The sequence below is a fragment of the Pseudomonas sp. B14(2017) genome, from assembly GCF_002113255.1.
Lineage (GTDB): Bacteria > Pseudomonadota > Gammaproteobacteria > Pseudomonadales > Pseudomonadaceae > Aquipseudomonas > Aquipseudomonas putida_Z.
The window spans coordinates 124,116-147,786 of sequence record NZ_NEJY01000001.1 but is presented as its reverse complement, the minus strand read 5'-3'; the positions used below and the strand labels follow the sequence as shown (position 1 = coordinate 147,786).

The window sequence follows — 23,671 nt, the reverse complement described above, 5'->3', positions numbered from 1 at the left end:
CTTTATCACGACAAATGGCCAAAGAGCAGTTATTTCAACGCCTACAGCACATTAACCCGCTGCTTTTTCTCGTCAATTTTCCAACCAACCAGTGATTAACGCTGGCCAAATGCCGCCCCAGATGGGAACCTTTACACCCACGGAGACGTCCACTCCCCTGCAACCCGCTTCGGTTGGGGAGCTGGTTTCATCAGCTTTTTCGGGCCCGACGGGGTTCGGCTCATGGCCTGATCGCAGCCTTCGGCGTGCGTCACGCTGCTACTCGCGAACACACCACCCGCCGCCAGGACTGGCCGGCAACCAAGAAGTGTGCTCGCCGACTACACAAGGAGTCCGCCTGTGGCTGAACGCTACGGAAAAGGGCTGTTGGGATGGGCCGCCGTGCTCGTCATCCTGGCCCTGCTGGTCCACTGGATCGGCATCGACACGATCGCGCGGTATCGCGACGATCTTGGGTTCTACCTGCAAGCGCACCTGGTACTGGTGCTGGCTTCGATGGCGGCGGCGCTGGCCGTGGGCATCCCCGCCGGCATTGCGTTAAGTCGACCGCACCGGGTCGACGAAGCCGAGCGCTTCATGCAGTTGTTCAACGTTGGTAACACCATCCCTCCCCTGGCCGTTCTGGCCATCGCCCTGAGTATCCTGGGCATCGGCGCCGGGCCCGCGATCTTCGCGCTGTTCCTCGCCTCCCTCCTGCCTATCGTGCGCAACACCTACGAGGGCCTGAAAAACGTCCCCGCCTCGCTCAAGGAAGCCGCCACCGGCATCGGCATGACCCCGCGCCAGCAACTGTGGCAGGTGGAGCTGCCCAACGCCGTGCCGATCATCGTTGGCGGTGTGCGCGTGGCCCTGGCGCTGAACGTCGGCACCGCACCGCTGGCGTTCCTGATTGGCGCCAACAGCCTGGGCAGCCTGATCTTCCCCGGCATCGCCCTGAACAACCAGCCACAGCTGCTGCTGGGTGCCGCCTGCACCGCACTGCTGGCGCTGGCGCTGGACGCGGCGGTGAGTTTCTCCAGCAAGCGCTGGCTGGAACGTGGCCTGGCCCAATAAAGATAGGGAACGTATGAACAAGAGAATCGCCTTGCTGCTGGGCGCGGCCCTGCTGTTCGCAGGATTTGCCCAGGCGGCGGACAAACCACTGATCCGCATCGGCGCGCGGGTGTTCACCGAACAGACCGTACTCGCCGAAATCACCGCGCAATACCTGCGCGCCAACGGCTATGACGTGCGTGTCACCACCGGCCTTGGCAGCAATATCGCGCGCCAGGCCCAGGAAACCGGCCAGCTCGACCTGATGTGGGAATACACCGGCGTGTCGCTGGTGTCGTACAACCATATCGACGAGCGCATGCCCAGTGCCGAGGCAACCTTCGCCAGGGTGAAGGCGCTGGATGCGAAGAAGGACCTGATCTGGCTGACCCCATCGAAGTTCAGCAACACCTACGCCCTGGGCTTGCCCAAGCAGGTAGCCGAGGCCTATCCGCAGGTCAACACCATCAGCGACCTCAACCAGGTACTGCGTGACGAAAGCCACCGCAACCACCTGGTGGCACTGGACACCGAGTTCGCCAACCGCCCCGATGGCCTGGTCGGCCTGCGCGAGATGTACGGCCTGCCACTGGACCGCCGCAATATCCGTCAGATGGACGGCGGCCTGGTGTACACCGCGATGCGCAACAACCAGGTGTTCGCCGGGCTGGTGTACACCACCGACGGCCGCCTGAACGCCTTCGACCTCAAGCTGCTGGAGGACGACAAGCACTACTTCCCCGACTACACCGCCGCGCCGGTGGTGCGCAAAGCCGTGCTCGACGCCAACCCGCAGCTGGCCGGCCTGCTCAAGCCACTGGCCGAACAGCTGGATGACGCAACCATGCGCCAGCTCAACGCCAAGGTCGATGTCGAGCACCAGAACCCGACTGCCGTGGCCGCCACCTTCCTGCGTGAGCACCCACTGAACAGCGAGGGCCAGCCATGAACCTGATCGATACCTTCAACCACCTGGACTGGGCCCAGGTGCTGCAACTGACCTGGCAGCACATCATGCTGGTCGGCGTCGCCGTGGGCCTGGCGATCATCGTCGGCGTACCGCTGGGCATCCTCATGACCCGCTTCCCGGCCGTCGCCGGCCCATTGCAGGCCAGCGCCACGGTGTTGCTGACCATCCCCTCGATCGCCCTGTTCGGCCTGCTTCTGCCGTTCTACTCCAAGTTCGGCCAGGGCCTCGGGCCGCTGCCGGCGATCACTGCGGTGTTTCTCTACTCACTGCTACCGATCATGCGCAACACCTACCTGGCCCTGACCAACGTCGAGCCCGGCATCCGTGAAGCCGCGCGCGGCATCGGCATGACCTTCGGCCAGCGCCTGCGCATGGTCGAACTGCCCATCGCCGTGCCGGTGATCCTCGCCGGCGTGCGCACCGCCGTGGTGATGAACATCGGCGTGATGACCATCGCCGCCACCATCGGCGCCGGCGGCCTTGGCGTACTCATCCTCACCTCCATCAGCCGCAGCGACATGTCGATGCTGCTGGTCGGCGCCGTGCTGGTCAGCCTGCTGGCAATCATCGCCGACCTGCTCCTGCAAACCCTGCAACGTGCCCTGACTCCAGAAGGACTGCGCTCATGATCGAACTGAAGAACCTCAGCAAAACCTTCAACGTCAACGGCAAGGACGTCAAAGCCGTCGACTCGGTAAGCCTCACCGTCAACGAAGGGGAAATCTGCGTGTTCCTCGGCCCCTCGGGCTGCGGCAAGAGCACTACCCTGAAAATGATCAACCGCCTGATCACGCCCACTTCCGGCCAGGTGTTCATCAATGGCGAAGACACCACCGGGCTGGACGAGGTCACCCTGCGCCGGCACATCGGCTATGTGATCCAGCAGATCGGCCTGTTCCCCAACATGACCATCGAGGAGAACATCACCGTGGTGCCGCGCCTGCTCGGCTGGGACAAACAGAAGTGCCATGAACGCGCCCGCGAACTGATGCACATGATCAAGCTGGAGCCCAAGCAGTACCTGCAGCGCTACCCGCGCGAGCTGTCCGGCGGCCAGCAGCAGCGTATCGGCGTGATCCGCGCCTTGGCGGCGGAAGCGCCGGTGCTGCTGATGGACGAGCCATTCGGCGCGGTCGACCCGATCAACCGCGAGATGATCCAGAACGAGTTCTTCGAGATGCAGCGGGCCTTGAACAAGACCGTGATCATGGTCAGCCATGACATCGACGAAGCGATCAAGCTGGGCGACAAGATCGCCATCTTCCGCGCCGGCAAGCTGTTGCAGCTGGACCACCCGGACACCTTGCTGGCGCACCCGGCGGATGATTTCGTCAGCAACTTCGTCGGCCAGGACAGCACCCTCAAGCGCCTGCTGCTGGTACGTGCGGAGGATGCGGCAGACAACGCGCCATCGGTGAGCCCGCAGACGCCGGTGAGCGATGCGCTGGAGCTGCTGGACGAGCACGACCGCCGCTACGTGGTGGTGACCGATGCGCAGAACAAGGCGCTGGGCTACGTGCGCCGGCGTGACATGCATCGCCAGCAAGGGACTTGTGGCGACTTCCTGCGGCCGTTCAATGCCACGGCGTCGCATGATGAGCATTTGCGCATCCTGTTGTCGCGGATGTACGAGTTCAACCGGGCGTGGCTGCCGGTGTTGGATGCCGAGCAGGTGTTCTTGGGCGAGGTGACGCAGGAGTCGATTGCGGCTTATTTGAGTTCGGGGCGTTCGCGAGGGGCGAAGACCAGCATCGTGTCGCCGGCTGAGGCGGTGGTTTCTTGATCCCTGGGGGCGCTTTGCGCCCCATCGCCGGCAAGCGCGGCTCCCACAGGTCCTCTACAAGCCTACGGGGTGGCGCTGTACCTGTGGGAGCCGCGCTTGCCGGCGATGGGCCGCATAGCGGCCCCGACGATTTCGGCTCAGAACCCTACACTGGCCTGCACATAGAAGGTCCGCGGCTCACCCACATAGATGCCGGCATTGTTGTCGCTGGAGCGGGTGAAGTACTGCTTGTCGAACAGGTTCTTCACCCCTGCCGCCAGCTTCAGGTTGGACATCTGGGGCCCGAATTCATATCCGCCACGGGCATGCCAGGTCACGTAACCCGGAATATCACCGTACTGCCCATCCGCACTCGGCTCGGTGATGTAGTCGCCGTTGAAGCTGCCATCGGCATTGATCCCGGTACCCGGCGCGCGCTGCTTGGATTGGGCGTAGGCATCCAGGTTCCAGGTCCAGTGGTTGACCGCGTAACGCACCCCGGCAGTGGCCACCTGGCGTGAATAGAACGGCAAGTCACGGCCCTCGAAGCCAGGAATGTCCCCTTCATAAGTAGCGCGGGTATAGGTGTAGCCAGCGCTCACCGACAGCCCTTCCAGGCGCGGGTCCAACCCGTCCAGGTCATAGCGCACCGAGGCCTCGATACCCTGGTGCTTGGTCGCGCCGAGGTTGGTCCAGCCCACGTCGTTGCTGATGTACTGCAGTTCGTCATCGAAGTCGATGTAGAACGCCGTCAGCTCACCGGCAAAGCCGCCATTGTCATAGCGGGTACCGATCTCGTAGGTCTTGGCCTTTTCCGGCTCCAGGCCATTGGCCGTGCTGTTGCCAGTACCACCCTGGCCCAGCTGGAAGTACTGCAGGCTACCGAACGAGGTCTCGTAGTTGGCGAACACCTTCCACGCATCGGAGATGTGGTACATCACGCTCAGCGCCGGCAGTGGCTCGTTGCTGGTGATGCTGCGTTTCTTCTCCGGCACCGGCTGGCCGTTGGCACCGAGCACCGGGCGGTCGCGCCAGTCGGTGTTGATATGCTCGAAGCGGATACCTGGGGTGATGGTCCAGTTACCCACGTCGATCTTGTCGTCGATGTAGTAGGCGCTGGCCTCGGTACCACCGCTGCGGTCCTGGAACACATGGCCGTCGGAGGTCGGGGTCGGCGTCGGCACGTTGTCGATCAGCGCCAGGCGGGTCGACTGCTCACGCATCGCTTCCTTCAGGTAGCGGTAGCCCACGCTGACTTCCTGGGTGGTCGGGCCGGCGAAGAAGATCCGCGACAGCCGCGGTTCGATGGCAAAGGTGTGGTAGTTGCGCGGGTACGACGACAGGGTCTTCATGTCGCGCGAGGCAATGGAGCTGCCGCGGAAGCTGTCGGTGTAGTAGGTCAGCACTTCGAACTGGGTGGCGTCGTCGAGCTGGCGCTGCCACTTGAACGACACGTCCTTGCGTCGGCCGGCAAAATAGTCGTAGTCGCGCAGCGACTGGTACGGGTTGCTGTCGTATTGCGCCTGGGTCAGGCCGCCAGGCATGTCGGCGCGGCCGTCGTAGTAGTGGAAGTTGAGCCAGAACTCGTCAACGTCGGTCGGCGCCCAGTGGGTCTTGAGGATGACGTCGTCAATGTCGTTGCCGTTGTTGCTTTCACGGTAGCCGTTGCCATTCACCCCGGTGTACAGCAGCGCCACGCCCATGCCGTTGTCCGCCGTGCCGCCGACGAAGGCCGACTCGGTGTGTTTCCAGCCACCATGCTGGGAGGTTTCCAGGGTGGTGGACAGCTCGGCCGAGGCCTTCTCCGGGATCGCCCGGGTAACGAAGTTGATCACCCCGCCGACGTTCTGCGGGCCATAGCGCACGGAACCGGCGCCACGCACCACGTCGATGCTGTCGAGGTTGCCCGAGGAAATCGGCGCCATCGACAGCTGCGGCTGGCCATAGGGCGCGAAGGCGGCCGGGATGCCGTCGATCAGCACCGTGGAGCGTGGCGACAGGCGCGAAGTCAGGCCGCGAACACCCACGTTCAGCGACAGGTCGCTGCCGCCGGTGCCGTTGGAGTCCTGCACCTGCACGCCCGGGATGCCGCGCAGCACGTCGCGCACGTTCATTGCGCCCTTCTCCACCATCGCCTCGCGGCGTACCACGGTGCGCGCGCCGGGGTGGTTCTGCACCACGCTCTGCTGGGCATCGCCCAGCCAGTCACCCACCACCTTGATGTCGGTGGGCGCCAGCTCCAGGCTGCCGGTGGTGAGGGTGCCATCGGCCTGGGCCGGCTTGACCACCACGGTGCCCTGGGACATCTCGTAGGTCAGGCCGCTGCCTTGCAGCAGCTGCTGCAGCGCCTGCTCGGGCGCCAGCTGGCCGGACACCGCCGGGGCCTGCTTGCCGGCCACCAGCTCGGGGCTGAAGAACAGCTGCAGGTTGGTCTGCTGGCCCAGCTGGTTCAGCGCCGAAGCCAAGGGTTGGGCCTGGATCTGGATGGTGCTGCCGGCCTCTGCGGCCTGGCTGTTGACGGCCACGGCGCTGACCGCCAGGGCCAGCGCCAGGGCGCGGAAGCGTGGGAAGGGCTTGTTGTTGTTCACGTCGTCGAAACTTCCTGGAATACGGAATAAACGCCAACCGCATGCAAATGGAAATGCTTGGCAGTTGCAGCTGGCGGGGAAGACGAACGAGCGGAAAAAAACCTGAATCTATTTCGCGATTATTTCGCGCGAGCCATCTTCATGGGCCTTGATGGCCACCGGCAGGATGCTCGGCAAGGCACGCAGCAGCGCGTCGGTGTCGTCGCTGCTGAAGGTGCTGGACAGCCGCAGCTGGGCGACTTTGCCGGGGGCGACCCGCAGCGGCTGGCTGCGGTAACGCGAGGCTTCGGCCACCACCTCGGCCAGGGTGGCGTTGTCGAACACCAGCCTGCCTTGGCGCCAGGCAGTCAGGGCGCCGGTATTCACCGCATAGGGCGCCGCCACCTGGCCTTGTGCATCTATATGCGAGCCCTGGCCCGCCGTGAGCTGCGCCAGCGAGGCGCCCTTGCCCTGCACACGCACCGAGCCCTGCTCCACCGCCACGCGGGTGCTGGCCGGGTCCAGGCGGACGTCGAAACGGGTACCGGTGACAGTCACGCTGCCCTGGGCGGTGTCGACCACGAACGGCCTGTCACTGTCGTGGGCGACGGTGAACATCACCTCACCCGCCATCAGCCGGACATACCGCTGGCCGGCGCTGAAAGCGACCTGCACTTGCGTGCTGCCGTTGAGTTCAAGGTGCGAACCATCCGGCAGTTCGACCTGGCGGCGTTCGTTGAAGGCAGTCTGCAAGCTGCCCTGGTGATTCAGTTGCTGGTAGTGCCAGCCGCCCCAGCCCAGGCCCAACGCCAGTGCGGCCACGCTGGCGGCCAAGGCCTGGCGCACGAAGCGCCGACGTGGCAACTGGCGTACCGGGGCCGGCTGGCACAGCGCTTCCAGGCGCTGGCGCGGGATGAAATCGGTGGCCTGCCACAGGCGGGCGAGCTGCTGGTACTCATCACGGTGCCGTGCATCGCCTTCCAGCCAGGCGTGCAGCTGCGCCTGCAGCCCGGCATCGCGAGGCGCATCCTGCACCCGGGCGAACCACGCGGCCGCCTGCTCGCGGACGGTATCGGTACCGTGCTGTTTCATCGAAAAGGTCTCCTGACTCATCATGCCGACACATCCAGGTGCTCACGCAGATGCCGGAGCGTGCGGATCATATACTTTTCGACCATGTTCTTGCTCAACCCCATGCGCTCGGCGATCTCGGCCTGGGTCAGGCCTTCGAGCTTCTGCCAGATGAACACCTGCCGGCAATTGAGCGGCAGTTCGGCCAGCGCCCGCTCGACACTGTCGGCCAGCTCCAGCGCATGCACGTAGGCCTCGGGGTCGCCACTGGCGGCCACGCCTTCGTCGAAGGCTTCCAGCTCCAGGGCCTGGCGGCGGTCCTCGCGCCGGAAACCATCCACGGCAATATTGCGTGCGGTCTGGTGCAGGTAGGCGCGTGGCTGCTCGACCTGCTCGCGCGGGTTTTCCAGTACCCGGACAAAGGCATCGTGGGTGAGGTCCTCGGCCTGCTGTCGACTGCGCAACTTGCGCGTCCAGGTGCCGATCAGCTCATGGTAGTGGTCGAGGAAGCCTTTGGGTCCGGACACGGTCGGGGTCATCAGGGAGGCAGACAAGGGTGCGAATAGTAATGTTTCTCATCAAACACGGCAATTCCGCCAGTCGGTAACAAAAAATTTATCGTCTTTTTCATGCACGGCGGTGCCAGGGAAATGTGGCCATAAATATGAACACCTGAGGCCCTTTCGCGGGCACGCCCGCTCCCACAGGAACCGCGAGATGCCTGTGGGAGCGGGCGTGCCCGCGAAGGAGCCAACGCGCTCCATTCCACTATTTTTTACGCTTGAAACACTCCGGGGAACATCAGCCGGTCACATGGGTCGGTTATTCAAATGGCAGGTCGTCGATCCGCGTCGATCACGCCCGGATTGCCTGTTGATTCTGCATTCTTCACGCCCTAAAGTGCGCGCCGAACGTCCATGCTGGAAACGATCCATCCGGCTCAAGTACTGAGTAGGCGAACCAAAGTGGGGATACGGAGGACGTTCAGTTTGCAGCCACTTAAATTTTCAGTTTGCCCATGGAGTCCCTGAGCATGTCGATCCAGGTCGAAGACTATTTCGCGCGTGACACCTTCCAGAAAATGAAGGCGTTCGCCGACAAGCAGGAAACCCCGTTCGTACTCATCGACACCCAGATGATCAGCCAGGCCTACGACGACCTGCGTGCTGGATTCGAATTCGCCAAGGTGTACTACGCGGTCAAGGCCAACCCGGCCGTGGAAATCATCGACCTGCTCAAAGAGAAAGGTTCGAGCTTCGACATCGCCTCGATCTACGAGCTGGACAAGGTGCTGGGCCGCGGCGTCAGCGCCGACCGTATCAGCTACGGCAACACCATCAAGAAGTCCAAGGACATCCGCTACTTCTACGAGAAGGGCGTGCGCCTGTATGCCACCGACTCGGAAGCCGACCTGCGCAACATCGCCAAGGCCGCACCGGGTTCGAAAGTGTACGTACGTATTCTCACCGAAGGCTCGACCACTGCCGACTGGCCGCTGTCGCGCAAGTTCGGCTGCCAGACCGACATGGCCATGGACCTGCTGATCCTCGCCCGCGACCTGGGCCTGGTGCCTTACGGCATTTCCTTCCATGTCGGCTCGCAGCAGCGCGACATCAGCGTGTGGGACGCAGCCATCGCCAAGGTCAAGGTGATCTTCGAGCGCCTGAAGGAAGAAGACGGCATCGAGCTCAAGCTGATCAACATGGGTGGCGGCTTCCCGGCCAACTACATCACCCGGACCAACAGCCTGGAAACCTACGCCGAAGAGATCATCCGCTTCCTGAAGGAAGACTTCGGTGACGACCTGCCGGAAATCATCCTCGAGCCGGGCCGTTCGCTGATTGCCAACGCCGGTATCCTGGTCAGCGAAGTGGTCCTGGTTGCACGCAAGTCGCGCACCGCCGTCGAGCGCTGGATCTACACCGACGTGGGCAAGTTCTCCGGCCTGATCGAAACCATGGACGAAGCCATCAAGTTCCCGATCTGGACCGAGAAGAAAGGCGAGGCCGAAGAAGTGGTCATCGCCGGCCCGACCTGCGACAGCGCCGACATCATGTACGAAAACTACAAGTACGGCCTGCCGCTGAACCTGGCCATCGGCGACCGCCTGTACTGGTTGTCGACCGGTGCCTACACCACCAGCTACAGCGCAGTGGAATTCAACGGCTTCCCGCCGCTGAAGGCTTACTACCTGTAATGCGAAACGGGGCCGAAAGGCCCCGTTTTCATTTGTGCTTTCCTGTACCGGCCCTATCGCCGGCAAGCCGGCTCCCACAGGTACAGCACAGGCCTGGAGGGCATTGATATCCCTGTGGGAACCGGCAAGCCAGCTCCTGCAGGTACAGCACAGGTCTGGAGGACAGTGATATCCCTGTGAGAGCCGGCAAGCCAGCTACTACAGGTACAGCACAGGTCTGGAGGACAGTGATATCCCTGTGAGAGCCGGCAAGCCAGCTCCTGCAGGTACAGCACAGGTCTGGAGGACAGTGATATCTCTGTGGGAGCTGGCTTGCCGGCGATAGGGCCAGCACAGGCAACCTCAGTTCCCTCGCCGTTCGATCTCCTCGGCATACCGCGCCGCAAAGGCCATCAACACCGGCCCCGCCCCCTGCAAGGTCACCAGCGCACTGCGCAGGAAATTCATGTTCCCCTCGACCCGCGCCCGTTCCAGCCAAGGCCCGGCTTCCGCCACCTGCCCACGCTCGACCAGCACCAGCCCCAGGCTGAACATGCCTCGAAAGTCCCCCGCCTCGGCCGAACGCCGATACCAGCGCACCGCCCGTGCAGGGTTGGGCGCCGTGGCGATGCCTTGCTCCAGGTAACGCCCGTACAGGTTCATCGACTTGGCATGCCCCATGTGCGCGGCCTTCTCGTAGCACATCAGCGCCTGCGCCTGGTTGGCCGGTATGCCGCGCCCGGTGGCCAGCAGGTTGCCCAGGTTGTACAGCCCCCAGTCCAGCCCGGCATCTGCCGCACGCGCATAGTGGATGGCCGCCTGTGCCTGGCTTGGCTCACCGCCCCAGCCATGCTCCAGGCAACGCCCCAGCATGTTGTGCGCCATGGCACTGCCGCCCTGCGCGGCGATGCCGAACCAGCGCCTGGCGACGGCGGCATCCGCCTGAATGCCGCGCCCGTCGAGCAGGATCTGCCCCAGCAGCAACTGTGCCTCCACCGCGCCCTGCCCGGCCGCCGCCAGGATCGCCTGGGCGGCCTTGCCAGGGCTTTCTTCCAGCATGGCCTGCAAACCGGCCACATCCACCACTTCCTCACGCCGCAACTGATAGGACACGGTTCAGACCTCGGCCCAGCGGCGCAGCAGGTTGTGGTAGGTGCCGGTCAGCTGTAGCAGTGATGGATGCTCCGGCACATCGGCAGTCAGTTGCTGAATGGCATTGTCCATCTCGAACAGCAATGCCCGCTGGCTGTCCTCGCGCACCAGGCTCTGGGTCCAGAAGAACGCGGCGTAACGCTGGCCACGGGTAACCGGGTTGACCTTGTGCAGGCTGGTGCCGGGGTACAGCACCAGGTCACCGGCGGCCAGCTTGACCTGCTGCACGCCATAGGTGTCCTGGATCACCAGCTCGCCGCCGTCGTAGCTGTCCGGATCGCTGAGGAACAGCGTGGAAGACAGGTCGGTGCGCACCCGCTCCGGGCTGCCCTTGGGCTGGCGCAGGGCGTTGTCGATGTGGAAGCCGAAATTGCCGCCTTCGCGGTAGCAGTTGATCAGCGGCGGGAACACCTTGTGCGGCAAGGCTGCAGACATGAAGCGCGGGGTCTGCCACAGGCGGTCGATCAGCGCACTGCCGATCTCCTTGGCCAGCGGGTGACCTTCCGGCAACTGCAGGTTGTGCTTGGCCTTGGCCGACTGGTAGCCGGCCGTGATCTTGCCGTCGGCCCAGTCGGCCTGCTCCAGCGCCTCGCGGATACGGGCCAGTTCATCGGCGTGAAACAGGCCGGGGATGTGAAGCAGCATGGCGGCAGCACCGTTGGAAAATGTAAAGGCGCCAATGATATTGATTCCCTTTTGCGCTTCACAAGCCCCATTCGCCGCTTAAGACGTTTCAGCTTGATGAAACCGTAAAGGCAAATTGTAAAGATTGTAAATTCTTCACGAATGGTAACGACTCTCAATTGTGAGTCACAATTGCTTACATTAAGATCCGCGGCCTTAACACCTTGGGGAAGGTCCTTAGCAATGCGCCAGTACGTACCATCTGCAGTGAGTTCACCACGCCTGATCGTGTCTGCCATCGGCGTCGCCCTCAGCGCTTCGTCGGCCTATGCCGCCGACCCGGCCGCCAGCAGCGCTATTACCCTCGACGCCACCAGCGTCAACGGCAAGGCTGAACAGGCCAGCACCGATTACAAGGTCGACAAGGCCTCTTCGCAGAAGTACACCGCGCCGCTGGTAGATACCCCGCGCTCGATCACCGTGATCCCGCAGCAGGTGATCAAGGACACCAGCGCCTTGACCCTGCAGGATGCACTGCGCACCGTGCCAGGCATCACCTTTGGTGCAGGCGAAGGCGGCAACCCGCAAGGCGACCGCCCGTTCATCCGTGGCTTCGACGCCCAGGGCGACACCTATCTGGACGGCGTGCGCGACACTGGTGCGCAAACCCGCGAAATCTTCGCCATCGAATCGGTAGAAGTAGCCAAGGGCCCGAACTCGGCCATCGGCGGCCGTGGTGCCGCCGGCGGCACCATCAACCTTGTGAGCAAACGTGCACACCTGGGCAACTCGCTCGATGGCGCCTGGACTTGGGGCAGCGACCAGACCCAGCGCTACACCTTCGATGGTAACTACCAGTTCAGCGATACCGTTGCCGGCCGCTTGAACCTGATGACCCACGAAAGCAACGTCGCCGGCCGCGACAAGGTCAACTACGACCGTTGGGGTATTGCACCATCGCTGGCCTTCGGCCTGGGCACCCCGACCCGCGTGAACCTCGACTACTACCATCTGGAAAGCGACGACCTTCCAGATTCGGGCATCCCATACACCATCCCGACCGGTGGCAACACCGCACGCACCTCGGCGCACCCGAGCAAGCCGACTGACGGCGGCGACAGCGACAACTTCTATGGCCTGACCGGTCGCGATTTCCGCAAGACCCGCGTTGACATCGCAACCATTGGCATCGAGCACGACCTGACGGACTCGCTGACCATCAAAAACACCCTGCGTCACGGCAACAGCATGCAGGACTACATCCTGACTCAGCCTGACGACAGTGTTGGCAACGTCAACAACAATGGGGTCTGGCGTCGCGCCAACACCCGTGTTGGCAACACCGCTACCACAACCAACCAGACCGACCTGTTCGGTGAGTTCTTCGTCGGCGGTTTCAAGAACAATTTCTCCACCGGTATCGAGCTCACCAAGGAAGAGTCCGACCGCCAGAGTTACACCGTCACGCCAAACAGCAAACTCAGCTGCACTGGGCCTGGCAACGGCGGTAGCTGCACCTCGCTGAGCGACCCGAACCCGGATGACGCTTGGGACGGCACGGTCTCGCGCAACTACGCCGGTACCAAAACCAGCGGCAAGACACGTGCGATCTATGCTTTCGATACACTGGAGCTCACGCCCCAGTGGCTGCTGAACATGGGCCTGCGTTACGACCATTTCGATACCAAGTTCCGTACCTACGACGCCAGCGGCGCAACCGTCGTGAACAAGAACGGCGTACCTACCAAAGGTCGCGACAAGAGTGAATTCTTCACAGGCCAGTTGGGTCTGGTCTGGAAGCCTGCCGAGAACGGCAGCATCTATGTTTCCTACGCCACGTCCGCGACCCCACCAGGCGCCATGCTCGGTGAAGGTACCGAAACCAACACTCTGCCAGGCACCACTGACCGCAGCGGCAATATCTTGGGCAGTGACCTGGAGCCGGAAGAGACCACCAACTACGAAGTAGGTACCAAGTGGGACTTGCTGGACGAACGCCTGTCGCTGGCAGCAGCGATCTTCCGCACAGAGAAGGAAAACGCCCGCGTTCAGGTGGACACCACCACCTATGAGAACGTCGGCGAAACTCGTGTACAGGGCATCGAGCTGTCGGCCAGCGGCAAGCTCACCGACAAGTGGCAGGTATTCGCCGGCTACACCTACCTCCAGGCGCGTCAGATCGACGGAGGCCCACTGAACAAGGCTAACGACGGCAACCAGCTGCCAAACACGCCGAACAACAGCGCCAGCCTATGGACCACGTACTCCATTACGCCGAAGCTGACCATCGGTGGCGGTGCGTTCTACGTTGATGACGTGTATGGCAACGTAGCCAATACCACAATGGTCGACAGCTACGTGCGCTACGACGCCATGGCCGCCTACAAGCTGACCAAGAATATCGATCTGCAACTGAACGTGCAGAACCTGACCAACGAGGTGTACTACGACAAGGCCTTCTCCACCCACTTCGCCAACCAGGCGGCGGGGCGGACGGCTCTGTTGACCACCAGCGTCCACTTCTGATGCCGGGATCGGGTTGATCTGTTGAATGGGCTGCGCCTGTGCCGGCCCTTTCGCGGGTGAACCCGCTCCCACAGAGATATCACCGGACCTGAGGTCAGTGCAGTACCTGTGGGAGCGGGTTCACCCGCGAAGAGGCCGGTACAGACAACACAAGCCTGACTGACGAGCCCACCCTGCCCCGTTCATTCCCGTGAGCGGGGCTTTTGCGTATCAAGGCATAATGCACGCCGCGCAGTGTGCGGCAGAAACACAAGGTGATCATGTGGTGAAGAAGACGCTGTTCCAATTGCACTGGTTCTTTGGCATCACCGCTGGCCTGGTGCTGGCCTTGATGGGTATCACCGGGGCCTTGTACTCGTTTCAGGAAGAACTGCTGCGCGCGCTGAATGCCGATGTCCTGAAGGTCCAGGTGCGCCCGGAGGGCGTGCTGCCCCCGGCCGAACTGGTCCAGCGGGTCGAGGCCCAGCAGCACGACAAGGTGGCGATGCTGTGGGTCGATGTACGCGAAGGCAACGCCGCACGCGTCTTCTTTACCCCACCGCCAGGCGAGCGCCGTGGCCAGCTGCGCTATGCCGACCCGTACACCGGCGAACTCAAGGGAGAAGTGGCCGGGCAAGGCTTCTTCAACCTCATGCTCAACCTGCACCGCTTCCTGGCCATGGGCGACAGCGGCCGGCAGATCACCGGTGCCTGCACCCTGATGCTGGTGTTCTTCTGCCTCTCCGGCCTGTACCTGCGCTGGCCGCGCAAGGCGCTGGACTGGCGCACCTGGCTGACCTTCGACTGGGCCAAGAAAGGCCGCGCCTTCAACTGGGACCTGCACGCGGTGGCCGGCACCTGGTGCCTGCTGTTCTACCTGCTGTTCGCCCTGACCGGGCTGTTCTGGTCCTACGAGTGGTACCGCGAGGGCCTGAACAAGCTGCTGGCCGACGCGCCGGCCGCCGGCCAGCAGCAAAAGCGCGGCGAAGGCCGGGGCCGCCACGGGCCGCAGAAAATCGACAAGAACGCCCCGCCGCTGGTGGTCGACTACGACGCGATCTGGGCCAACCTCAAGGACGCTGCCGGCCCGGGCCTGGCCATGTACAACCTGCGCCTGCCACCGGTAGGCGGCCAGCCGGCCAACCTGTTCTACCTGCTGGATAACGCCGACCACCCACGTGCCTTCAACACCCTGGTACTGGACCCGGCCAGCGGCCAGGTGAAAAGGCATGACCGCTACACCGACAAGTCCTTCAAGGCCCAGTTGCTGCAGAGCGTCTACGCCCTGCACGTGGGCGAATACTTCGGCCTGCCGGGGCGCATCATCGTCACCATCGCCAGCCTGACCATGCCGCTGTTCTTCGTCACCGGCTGGCTGCTGTACCTCGACCGCCGTCGCAAGAAGCGCCAGGTACGTGCCGCCCGTGGCAACGTCACCAGCAACACTGCCAGCGGCGACAGCTGGCTGATCGGCTTTGCCAGCCAGAGCGGGCTTGCCGAACAACTGGCCTGGCAGAGCGCCGGGCAGCTTCAGGCCGCCGGCCTGCCAGTGCAGGTACGCGCCCTGGCAGAACTGGGTGAAAGCGACCTGCGCCAGGCCCGCCGTGCGCTGTTCGTGGTCAGCACCTTCGGCGACGGCGAAGCCCCCGACAGCGCCCGCGCCTTCGAGCGCAAGGTGCTCGGCCAGCCTTGGGCGCTGGACAACCTCAGCTATGCCCTGCTCGCCCTCGGTGACCGCCAGTATCCGCACTTCTGCGGCTTCGCACGTCGCCTGCAGGCATGGCTGGGTGAACGCGGTGCCAGCAGTGCGTTCAGCCCGGTGGAAGTGGACAACGCCGACCAGGCCGCGCTGCAGCAGTGGCAGCAGGAACTGGCGCAACTGACCGGCGCCCAGCCAGTGGCCGCCTGGCAGCCGCCGAGCTTCGGCAACTGGTCGCTGGTGCGCCGCGAACTGCTCAACCCGGGCAGCCAGGGCCAGCCGGTGTACCTGCTGGGCCTGCGACCGGAACAGCCCGCCAGCTGGGAAGCCGGCGACCTGGTGGAGATCCTGCCGCTCAACGGCCAGCCGAGGATCGACGCCTTCCTCGGTGGCATGGCGCTGGACGCCGGGGCCAAGGTGCAAGTGAATGGCCTGGGCGAAACCCTCGCCCAGGCCCTGGCCGGCCGCCAGTTGCCGACCCGTCGCGATCACCTGATCGGCCTACAGCCGCAAGCACTGGTCGACGCACTGGTGCCGATCGGCAGCCGCGAGTACTCGATTGCCTCGATCGCCAGCGATGGCGTGCTGGAGCTGATCGTGCGCCAGGAACGCCATGCCGATGGCAACCTGGGCCTGGGTTCCGGCTGGCTGACCGAATACCTGCCGCTTGACGGTACGCTGAGCCTGCGTTTGCGGCGCAACAGCAGCTTCCACCTGCCGGAAACGGCTGCACCGCTGGTGTTGATTGGCAACGGCACCGGCCTGGCCGGCCTGCGCAGCCTGCTCCGCGCGCGGGTGAATGCTGGCGAGCAGCGCAACTGGCTGCTGTTCGGCGAGCGTAACCGGGCGCATGACCTGCTGTGCGGCAACGAGCTGCAAGGCTGGCTGGACAACGGCGACCTGGCACGCCTGGACCTCGCATTTTCGCGGGATCAGGCCGACAAGGTGTATGTGCAGGATGTGTTGCTGCAGCAGGCTGAAGAGTTCAAGCGCTGGGTCGCGGATGGTGCCTGTGTGTATGTATGTGGCAGCCTGCAAGGCATGGCTGCCGGGGTGGATGCGGCGCTCAACGGCATCCTTGGGGAAGCGGTAGTCCAGCAGCTGATCGAGGATGGGCGGTATCGGCGGGATGTGTACTGATCGGAAACTGATGTAACCAGCACCGGCCTCTTCGCGGGTAAACCCGCTCCCACAGGGTCCTCACAGATTTTGAATACTGTGCGGTACCTGTGGGAGCGGGTTTACCCGCGAAGAGGCCGGTACAGACTGTCAGTGCAGCTCGAAGGTGTCAGCATCCAGGTTGGCCGGGAACTTGGTCCGGTAGGCCGCCAGCTCCGCCGCGCTCAACACCACGGTGAACACCCCGTCGGCCTCCCCGGCACTGAGCAGGCTCTCGCCCTGGAAGTCCAGCACTTGGCTGTCACCAGAGTAGGCAAAGCCCTTGCCGTCGGTGCCCACCCGGTTCACCGCCGCCACATAGCACAGGTTCTCGATACCCCGCGCCGGCAACAGGCGGTTCCAGTGCTGGCGGCGCGCAGCCGGCCAGTTGGCGGTGTATAGCAACAGGTCGGTGTCCTGGGCATCACGGCTCCACACCGGGAAGCGCAGGTCGTAGCAGATCAGCGGGCGAATCCGCCAGCCCTTGAGCTCGAACTGCACCTGGCGCTCACCCGGGGTGTAATGCTTGTGCTCACCGGCCATTCGGAACAGGTGGCGCTTGTCGTAGTGCAGGATCTCGCCATCCGGCCGGGCCCACAGCAGGCGGTTGCGGTGGCTGCCATCGGCGGCCTGGATAATCACGCTGCCGGTAATCACCGTGTTGTACTTCTTCGCCTGGGCCTTCAGCCATTTGTAGGTCGGGCCGTTTTCCGGCTCGCACAGGCTTTCCGATTGCATGGAAAAACCGGTAGTGAACATTTCCGGCAGGATCACCAGGTCCACTTCGCCCACCTGCTCCAGCAGCACTTCGAAGTGCGCATAGTTGGCCTCGCGGTCGTGCCAGGCCAGGGTGGTCTGCACCAGGGCGACTTTCAGGTTCGGCAGTGTACTCAGATCGCGCATAGTTTTTCCGCTGCCTGACGCAGCGTCTCCTCTCGTTTGGCAAAGCACAGGCGAACCAGGCGTTGCTCGGGGATGGGTTGCTGGTAGAACACCGACACCGGGATGGTCGCCACGCCGTGCTCACGGGTCAGCCACAGCGACATGTCGACATCGTTCAGGTCCGGGCGGATCTGCGAATAGTCCACCAGCTGGAAATAGGTACCCGCCGTGCGGGTGAAACGGAACCGCGAGCCCTCCAGCAAGCCGCAGAACAAGTCTCGCTTGGCCTGGTAGAAGGCCGGCAGTTCATCGATATGCTCGGGGTGCTCGGCCATGAAATCGGCCAGGGCGCACTGCAGCGGGGTCACACCGCAGAAGTTGACGTACTGGTGCACCTTGCGCAGCTCGGCACTCAGCGCCGGCGGGGCGATCACATAGCCGGTCTTCCAGCCGGTGACGTGATAAGTCTTGCCGAACGAGCTGACCACGAAGGCGCGTTGATACAGTTGCTCGTGGGCCAACACGCTGGCATGGCGCACGCCGTCGTAGACCAGGTGTTCATACACTTCATCGCTGACCAGGTAGATATCGCGATCAGCGATAAGCCGGGCCAATTGGTCGAGGTCTTCCCGGGTAATCAGCGCACCGCTGGGGTTGTGCGGTGAATTGAGGATCACCATGCGCGTGCGCGGGCTGAGGGCATCGCTGAACTTCTGCCAGTCGATGCGGAAATCGCCGTCGCTCAGCTGTACATGCACGCAGCGCCCACCGGCCAGTTCCACGGACGGCTCGTAGCTGTCGTAGCAAGGATCGAAGACGATTACCTCGTCACCGGCATGCACCACTGCCTGGATGGCGCAGAAGATCGCCTCGGTGGCGCCTGGGGTGATGGTCACTTCCTGGTCGGCATCCACCTGCGCGCCATACAGCCGCGCGACCTTGGCCGCCACCTGCTGGCGCAGGGCCGGCAAGCCGGTCATCGGCGAATACTGGTTATGCCCGGCGGCCACATGCCGGCCGACTGCATCGAGCAGCGCCTGCGGGCCATTGAAGTCGGGAAAACCTTGCGACAGGTTGAGCGCGCCCGTCTGCACGGCGAGCTGGGACATGGTGGTGAAGATGGTCGTGCCGACATTCGGCAGTTTGCTGCGGATCATGGAGCCCTCTTTCCTGGGGTGTATCCGGCACGGGGTGGAGTCCGAGCATAGCGGATCGAGCGGTCAGGAAAAAGGTTGAAACAATAGGGGGATTTGCGCTGGATCAAAGGGCCTCTTCGCGGGTAAACCCGCTCCCACAGGTACTGCACAGAATTCGAAAACTGTGGAGACCTGTGGGAGCGGGCAAGCCCGCGAAGAAGACGACGCGGAATCAGCGCTTGTCGCGGCGCTTCTTCTCGGCCTTCTTGTGGTGCGACATCAGGCGGCGCTTCTTGTTGACCTGGCGATCAGTGAGGGTGTTCTTCTTGCCCTCGTACGGGTTCTCACCGCCCTTGTACTCGATGCGGATCGGCGTACCGACCAGCTTCAGCACACGCCGGTAGGTGTTCTCCAGGTAACGCGAGTACGACTTTGGAATCTTGTCGGTCTGGTTGCCGTGGATCACGATCAGCGGCGGGTTGGCACCACCAAGGTGGGCATAGCGCAGCTTGATGCGGCGGCCGTTGACCAGCGGCGGCTGGTGCTCGCTCACGGCATCTTCGAGGATCTGCGTCAGGCGGCTGGTCGGCCAGCGGGTTACCGCCGACTTGAACGCGGCCTGCACCGACTTGTACAGGTGGCCCACGCCGGTGCCATGCAGGGCGGAGATGAAGTGGATGTCGGCGAAATCGACGAAGAACAGCCGGCGCTCCAGCTCCGTCTTTACGTAGTCACGCTCGCCCGGCTCCATGCCGTCCCACTTGTTCAGGGCGATGACGATGGCACGGCCGGCTTCCAGGGCGAAGCCCAGCAGGTTCAGGTCGTGGTCCACCACGCCTTCGCGGGCGTCCATGACGAAGATCACCACGTTGGCGTCCTTGATCGCCTGCAGCGTCTTCACCACCGAGAACTTCTCGACTTCCTCGTGGATCTTGCCGCGCTTGCGCACGCCGGCGGTGTCGATGAAGGTGTACTTCTCGTCATCGCGCTCGAACGGGATGTAGATACTGTCGCGGGTGGTGCCCGGCTGGTCGTACACCACCACGCGCTCTTCGCCGAGCATGCGGTTGACCAGGGTCGACTTGCCGACGTTGGGGCGGCCGATGATGGCGATCTTGATGCCATCCTTCTCACTCGGGCCCGGGATGCGCACCGCTTCCTCGCCTTCGGCGACTTCGGCGTCCAGCGCTTCCTCGACCTGGTCGCGTGGCAGGTGGCCGAGCACGGCCTCCATCAGCGCGTTGATGCCGCGGCCCTGGGAGCCGGCCACCGGGATGGCGTTGCCCATGCCCAGCGGCGAGAACTCGGCGCGTGCCACATCGGCATCGATGTTGTCGATCTTGTTGGCAACCAGGATCGCTTCCTTGTTCCGCTTGCGCAGGTGCTCGGCGATCATCTGGTCGGCAGCGGTCATGCCGGCACGGGCATCGACCAGGAACAGCACATAGTCGGCTTCTTCGATGGCCATGAGCGACTGCTCGGCCATCTTCTCGTCCATGCCCACTTCGTCACCGGTGATACCGCCGGTGTCGATCAGGATGAAGGAGCGACCCTGCCAGCTGGCATCACCATACTGGCGGTCACGGGTCAGGCCCGACAGGTCACCGACGATGGCATCGCGGGTCTTGGTCAGGCGGTTGAACATGGTGGATTTGCCGACGTTCGGGCGGCCCACCAGGGCGATTACGGGAACCATTCGGCTCTCCACTCTTGAATTCTTGAAAATGCAAAGGCCGCTGCAAGGCAGCGGCCGGAGTTCGGGCGGCGTGTCCTACGCCGCGGCTTGAAGCCCGCCAAGGCTTCAAGCATAGCTTCAGCGGATGGTCAGTGCCTCGAGCTTGCCGCTGTTGCCGAAGACGTAGATGGTGTCGCCGACCACAAGTGGGCGGGCACGCAGGCCATCACTGTCGATACGCTCACGGCCGACGAAGCGGCCATCGACCTGGCTCAGCAGGTGCAGGTAACCCTCGAAGTCGCCCACCGCCACGTAGCTGGAGAACACTTCAGGCGCGGTCAGCTGGCGGCGAGCCATGGTGTCGTTGGTCCACAGGGCGCTGGACGAGCGCTCGTCGACGCTTTCGACAGTACCGGAAGCTTCGCTGACATAGACGTTACCGTAGCCCTGGGCGACACCCACGTAGCTGGAGGCATCACGCTGCCACAGCACGCGGCCGCTTTCCAGGTCCAGGCCCGCGACGCGGCCCTGGTAGGTGCTGACGTACAGGGTACCACCCGACAGCAGCAGGCCGCCGTCGATATCGACCACGCGGTCCAGCTCGGAACGGCCCTGCGGGATTGCCACACGGCTTTCCCACACCGGCACGCCGTTGTTGATATCCACCGCCACCACCTTGCCGGTGGACAGGCCGGCGACGGCCAGGCGGTTGGTGGCGATCGGCGCGCCGGTGCCACGCAGGGTCAGCACGGCCGGGGTGTTTTCGTAGATCCAGCGACGGTCGCCAGTGGCGGCATCCAGGCCGATCAGGCGATCGTCCTGGGTCTGCACCACCACCACCTCACCGTTGTTGGCAGGCGGGGCCAGCACTTCGCTGGTCACGCGGGAGCGCCAGCGCTCCTCACCGGTGCTGGAGTCCAGGGCGATGACTTCACCCTTGAGGGTACCGATCATGACCAGGCCGTAGCCCACGCCTACAGCGCCGGATACCGGCAGCTCGAGGTCCTTCTTCCACACCACGTCGCCGGTGATGCGGTCGAGGGCGAAGACTTCGCCGTTGACGTCGGAGGCGTAGATACGGTCGTTCTCGATGGCGGGTACCAGGGTGTTGTAGGTCTCGCCCTGGCCGTCACCGATCGAACGGCTCCACTGCTTCTTCAGCACCACTTCCTCGGTGAACTTGGTCAGCTCGGCCGGAGGCAGTTCCTTCTTGCTGTTGCTGCTGCAACCTGCGGCCAGTACGGCCAGGGTCAGCACTGCTGCATGTTTCCAACCGATCACTTACGCGTCCCCTTTGGCCAAGTCATCCAGCTTCAATTGCAGGCCACCGACCGCCGCCTCATCGGACAACGCAGCCTTGGCTTTCTCGTAAGCGCTGTGCGCGTCGTCGGCGCGACCCAGTTGCACCAGCAGGTCACCTTTCAACTCTTCGCGGCTGGCCAGGAAGGCTTTGTCGGCGTCGCCGTCGAGCAGCTTGAGGGCGTCCTCGGCCTTGTTCTGGGCGGCCAGCACACGAGCCAGGCGCTGACGCGAAATTTCGCCCAGGGTGGCATCGGCCGGCTTGTCCAGCACGCTCTTCAGCTCGGCAGCAGCGTCGTCGAGCTTGCCGGTCTCGACCGCGACCTTGGCCACGAACAGGCTGCCGTACTGGGCGTAGGCGGTACCGCCGAACTCGCTCTTGAGCTTGCCGGCCAGTTCCGCGACCTTGGTCGCGTCAGGCTGGCCAGTCGGCGTCAGGCTGGTCTCCAGCAAGGCCTGGTACAGCTGCGAGGCACCTTGCGACTGATTGTTCTGGTACTTGTGCCAGGTATTCCAGCCCAACACCACCACGCCAGCCAACAGGGCACCGGTCAGCAGCGGCTTGCCGTTGCGGTTCCACCAGTCCTTGACCCCTGCCAGTTCATCATCGGTACTCGACACCCCAATACTCCTTTTCGCCTATTCGCTTGTTGAACCGCGTTACGCCTGCGCGATCGCGGTTTCCAGGTGCTCAGCCAGAGCATCCCAGGCAATGTTCTGTTGTTCGCCCTGACCACGCAGGGGCTTGAAGCCGATCTCTTGCTTGGCCAGTTCGTCGTCGCCGAGGATCAGGGCGAACAGCGCGCCGCTCTTGTCGGCTTTCTTGAACTGGCTCTTGAAGCTGCCACCGCCGGCGTTGACTGCCAGGCGCAGGCCCGGCAGGCGGTCGCGCAGGCCTTCGGACAGGCGCAGGCCGGCCAGTTCCGCCTGTTCGCCAAAGGCGCACAGATAGACGTCGATCTGGCGGCTGATGGACTCGGGCACCTTGCCCAGGGTTTCCAGCAGCAGGATCAGGCGCTCGATGCCCATGGCGAAACCGACGCCCGGGGTCGGCTTGCCGCCCATCTGTTCGACCAGGCCGTCATAACGGCCGCCGGCGCAGACGGTGCCCTGGGCGCCGAGCTTGTCGGTTACCCACTCGAACACGGTCTTGCTGTAGTAGTCCAGGCCACGCACCAGCTTGGTGTTGATCACGAACGGAATGCCGGCAGCGTCCAGGCGGGCCTTGAGGCCCTCGAAGTGCACGCGCGACTCTTCGTCCAGGTAGTCTTCCAGCTTCGGCGCACCGACCAGCACCGCCTGGGTGTTCTGGTCCTTGCTGTCGAGGATGCGCAGCGGGTTGCTCTTCAGGCGGCGCTGGCTGTCTTCGTCCAGTTGCTCCAGGCGCGCCGAGAGGAACTCGACCAGCGCGTCACGGTAGCGTGCACGGGCTTCGCTGGTGCCCAGGCTGTTGAGTTCCAGCTTGACCGCGTCCTGGATACCCAGCAGGCCCCACAGGCGCCAGGTCAGCATGATCAGCTCGGCGTCGATGTCCGGGCCGTCCAGGTTGAACACTTCCACGCCAATCTGGTGGAACTGGCGGTAGCGGCCCTTCTGCGGGCGCTCGTGGCGGAACATCTGGCCGATGTACCACAGTTTCTGCACCTGGCCGTTGCCGGTGATGCCATGTTCGAGCACGGCACGCACGCAGGCGGCGGTGCCTTCGGGGCGCAGGGTCAGCGAATCGCCGTTGCGGTCCTCGAAGGTGTACATCTCTTTTTCGACGATGTCGGTGACTTCACCGATGGAGCGCTTGAACAGCTCGGTGAACTCGACGATCGGCGTGCGGATCTGGCTGTACCCGTAGGTGTCCAGCAGGCCGGCCACGGTGCCTTCGAAGTAGCGCCACAGCGGCGACTGTTCTGGCAGGATGTCGTTCATGCCACGGATGGCTTGCAGCGATTTGCTCACGAAAAGTCCTTAC

18 protein-coding genes are annotated in these 23,671 nt (G+C 63.7%); 7 read left to right on the top strand and 11 right to left on the bottom strand.

What is annotated here, in order from left to right; all coding sequences use genetic code 11:
- Window positions 1-339: 339 nt before the first annotated feature.
- The 4 genes from CAG34_RS00715 to CAG34_RS00700 are packed head-to-tail and all read left to right on the top strand — an operon-like array spanning window position 340 to window position 3,785.
- Window positions 340-1,053 (top strand): ABC transporter permease, encoded by a 714-nt coding sequence (locus CAG34_RS00715; RefSeq protein WP_085587462.1) that lies wholly within the window; start codon window positions 340-342, stop codon window positions 1,051-1,053.
- A gap of 13 nt (window positions 1,054-1,066) precedes the next feature.
- Window positions 1,067-1,981 (top strand): glycine betaine ABC transporter substrate-binding protein, encoded by a 915-nt coding sequence (locus CAG34_RS00710; protein ID WP_025337793.1) that lies wholly within the window; start codon window positions 1,067-1,069, stop codon window positions 1,979-1,981.
- Window positions 1,978-2,631: an ABC transporter permease gene (locus CAG34_RS00705; protein ID WP_025337792.1), complete on the top strand. Its 654-nt coding sequence runs from the start codon at window positions 1,978-1,980 to the stop codon at window positions 2,629-2,631. The genes CAG34_RS00710 and CAG34_RS00705 overlap by 4 nt, the downstream gene beginning before the upstream one ends.
- The gene (locus CAG34_RS00700) at window positions 2,628-3,785 is read left to right on the top strand and encodes a betaine/proline/choline family ABC transporter ATP-binding protein (RefSeq protein ID WP_047594687.1); all 1,158 of its coding nucleotides are present in this window, start codon (window positions 2,628-2,630) and stop codon (window positions 3,783-3,785) included. Before CAG34_RS00705 ends, CAG34_RS00700 begins: the two co-directional genes overlap by 4 nt.
- 137 nt (window positions 3,786-3,922) lie before the next feature.
- Here CAG34_RS00700 and CAG34_RS00695 read toward each other — a convergent pair whose 3' ends face one another.
- The 3 genes from CAG34_RS00695 to CAG34_RS00685 all read right to left on the bottom strand — a co-directional run bounded on the left by CAG34_RS00695 (window position 3,923) and on the right by CAG34_RS00685 (window position 7,941).
- Window positions 3,923-6,352, bottom strand: a complete 2,430-nt coding sequence (locus CAG34_RS00695; protein ID WP_085587460.1) for a TonB-dependent siderophore receptor — start codon at window positions 6,350-6,352, stop codon at window positions 3,923-3,925.
- A gap of 108 nt (window positions 6,353-6,460) precedes the next feature.
- The gene (locus CAG34_RS00690; RefSeq protein WP_085587458.1) at window positions 6,461-7,423 is read right to left on the bottom strand and encodes a FecR family protein; all 963 of its coding nucleotides are present in this window, start codon (window positions 7,421-7,423) and stop codon (window positions 6,461-6,463) included.
- 20 nt (window positions 7,424-7,443) lie between these two features.
- Window positions 7,444-7,941, bottom strand: coding sequence for a sigma-70 family RNA polymerase sigma factor (locus CAG34_RS00685; RefSeq protein WP_025337788.1), 498 nt, complete (start codon window positions 7,939-7,941; stop codon window positions 7,444-7,446).
- Between the two features lie 494 nt (window positions 7,942-8,435).
- Between CAG34_RS00685 and CAG34_RS00680 the strand changes: the two genes are divergently transcribed.
- A complete protein-coding gene (locus CAG34_RS00680; protein WP_025337787.1) occupies window positions 8,436-9,599 on the top strand; it encodes a type III PLP-dependent enzyme in 1,164 nt (387 codons plus the stop codon).
- A 342-nt stretch (window positions 9,600-9,941) separates the two neighbouring features.
- On the opposite strand, the gene CAG34_RS00675 is transcribed toward CAG34_RS00680, so the two are convergent.
- Both CAG34_RS00675 and CAG34_RS00670 read right to left on the bottom strand, forming a co-directional pair.
- Window positions 9,942-10,691 (bottom strand): tetratricopeptide repeat protein, encoded by a 750-nt coding sequence (locus CAG34_RS00675; protein ID WP_085587456.1) that lies wholly within the window; start codon window positions 10,689-10,691, stop codon window positions 9,942-9,944.
- A 3-nt stretch (window positions 10,692-10,694) separates the two neighbouring features.
- On the bottom strand, window positions 10,695-11,375 hold the full coding sequence (locus CAG34_RS00670; RefSeq protein ID WP_085587454.1) for a Fe2+-dependent dioxygenase: 681 nt from the start codon (window positions 11,373-11,375) through the stop codon (window positions 10,695-10,697).
- A 222-nt stretch (window positions 11,376-11,597) separates the two neighbouring features.
- Here CAG34_RS00670 and CAG34_RS00665 point away from each other — a divergent pair, with 222 nt between their 5' ends.
- Window positions 11,598-13,880: a TonB-dependent siderophore receptor gene (locus CAG34_RS00665; protein ID WP_085587452.1), complete on the top strand. Its 2,283-nt coding sequence runs from the start codon at window positions 11,598-11,600 to the stop codon at window positions 13,878-13,880.
- 262 nt (window positions 13,881-14,142) lie between these two features.
- The gene (locus tag CAG34_RS00660; RefSeq protein ID WP_085587450.1) at window positions 14,143-16,698 is read left to right on the top strand and encodes a sulfite reductase flavoprotein subunit alpha; all 2,556 of its coding nucleotides are present in this window, start codon (window positions 14,143-14,145) and stop codon (window positions 16,696-16,698) included.
- Window positions 16,699-16,827: 129 nt separating this feature from the next.
- Here the strand turns inward: CAG34_RS00660 and CAG34_RS00655 are convergent, their stop codons facing one another.
- The 6 genes from CAG34_RS00655 to hisS form a co-directional block, all read right to left on the bottom strand.
- Entirely contained in the window at window positions 16,828-17,619 is a 792-nt protein-coding gene (locus tag CAG34_RS00655; RefSeq protein ID WP_061551927.1) for an amidohydrolase, read from the bottom strand.
- Window positions 17,607-18,755 carry a pyridoxal phosphate-dependent aminotransferase gene (locus CAG34_RS00650; RefSeq protein ID WP_085587448.1) on the bottom strand — a complete coding sequence of 383 codons (1,149 nt, stop codon included), beginning with the start codon at window positions 18,753-18,755 and terminating at the stop codon, window positions 17,607-17,609. The genes CAG34_RS00655 and CAG34_RS00650 overlap by 13 nt, the downstream gene beginning before the upstream one ends.
- Window positions 18,756-18,966: 211 nt before the next feature.
- Window positions 18,967-20,430, bottom strand: a complete 1,464-nt coding sequence (gene der, locus CAG34_RS00645) for a ribosome biogenesis GTPase Der (protein WP_025337780.1) — start codon at window positions 20,428-20,430, stop codon at window positions 18,967-18,969.
- Window positions 20,431-20,547: 117 nt separating this feature from the next.
- The gene (bamB, locus tag CAG34_RS00640; RefSeq protein WP_025337779.1) at window positions 20,548-21,690 is read right to left on the bottom strand and encodes an outer membrane protein assembly factor BamB; all 1,143 of its coding nucleotides are present in this window, start codon (window positions 21,688-21,690) and stop codon (window positions 20,548-20,550) included.
- Window positions 21,691-22,329 carry a tetratricopeptide repeat protein gene (locus CAG34_RS00635; RefSeq protein WP_015269019.1) on the bottom strand — a complete coding sequence of 213 codons (639 nt, stop codon included), beginning with the start codon at window positions 22,327-22,329 and terminating at the stop codon, window positions 21,691-21,693.
- 39 nt (window positions 22,330-22,368) lie between these two features.
- On the bottom strand, window positions 22,369-23,658 hold the full coding sequence (gene hisS / locus CAG34_RS00630; protein WP_075043833.1) for a histidine--tRNA ligase: 1,290 nt from the start codon (window positions 23,656-23,658) through the stop codon (window positions 22,369-22,371).
- Between the last annotated feature and the right edge of the window lie 13 nt (window positions 23,659-23,671).

Bases quoted from the DNA above. Each gene is read 5' to 3' on its own strand.
- CAG34_RS00710 (WP_025337793.1), top strand. From the start codon at position 1,067: ATGAACAAGAGAATCGCCTTGCTGCTGGGCGCGGCCCTGCTGTTCGCA.
- CAG34_RS00705 (WP_025337792.1), top strand. From the start codon at position 1,978: ATGAACCTGATCGATACCTTCAACCACCTGGACTGGGCCCAGGTGCTG.
- CAG34_RS00700 (WP_047594687.1), top strand. From the start codon at position 2,628: ATGATCGAACTGAAGAACCTCAGCAAAACCTTCAACGTCAACGGCAAG.
- CAG34_RS00690 (WP_085587458.1), bottom strand. From the start codon at position 7,423: ATGAAACAGCACGGTACCGATACCGTCCGCGAGCAGGCGGCCGCGTGG.
- CAG34_RS00685 (WP_025337788.1), bottom strand. From the start codon at position 7,941: ATGACCCCGACCGTGTCCGGACCCAAAGGCTTCCTCGACCACTACCAT.
- CAG34_RS00680 (WP_025337787.1), top strand. From the start codon at position 8,436: ATGTCGATCCAGGTCGAAGACTATTTCGCGCGTGACACCTTCCAGAAA.
- CAG34_RS00670 (WP_085587454.1), bottom strand. From the start codon at position 11,375: ATGCTGCTTCACATCCCCGGCCTGTTTCACGCCGATGAACTGGCCCGT.
- CAG34_RS00665 (WP_085587452.1), top strand. From the start codon at position 11,598: ATGCGCCAGTACGTACCATCTGCAGTGAGTTCACCACGCCTGATCGTG.
- CAG34_RS00655 (WP_061551927.1), bottom strand. From the start codon at position 17,619: ATGCGCGATCTGAGTACACTGCCGAACCTGAAAGTCGCCCTGGTGCAG.
- CAG34_RS00650 (WP_085587448.1), bottom strand. From the start codon at position 18,755: ATGATCCGCAGCAAACTGCCGAATGTCGGCACGACCATCTTCACCACC.
- der (WP_025337780.1), bottom strand. From the start codon at position 20,430: ATGGTTCCCGTAATCGCCCTGGTGGGCCGCCCGAACGTCGGCAAATCC.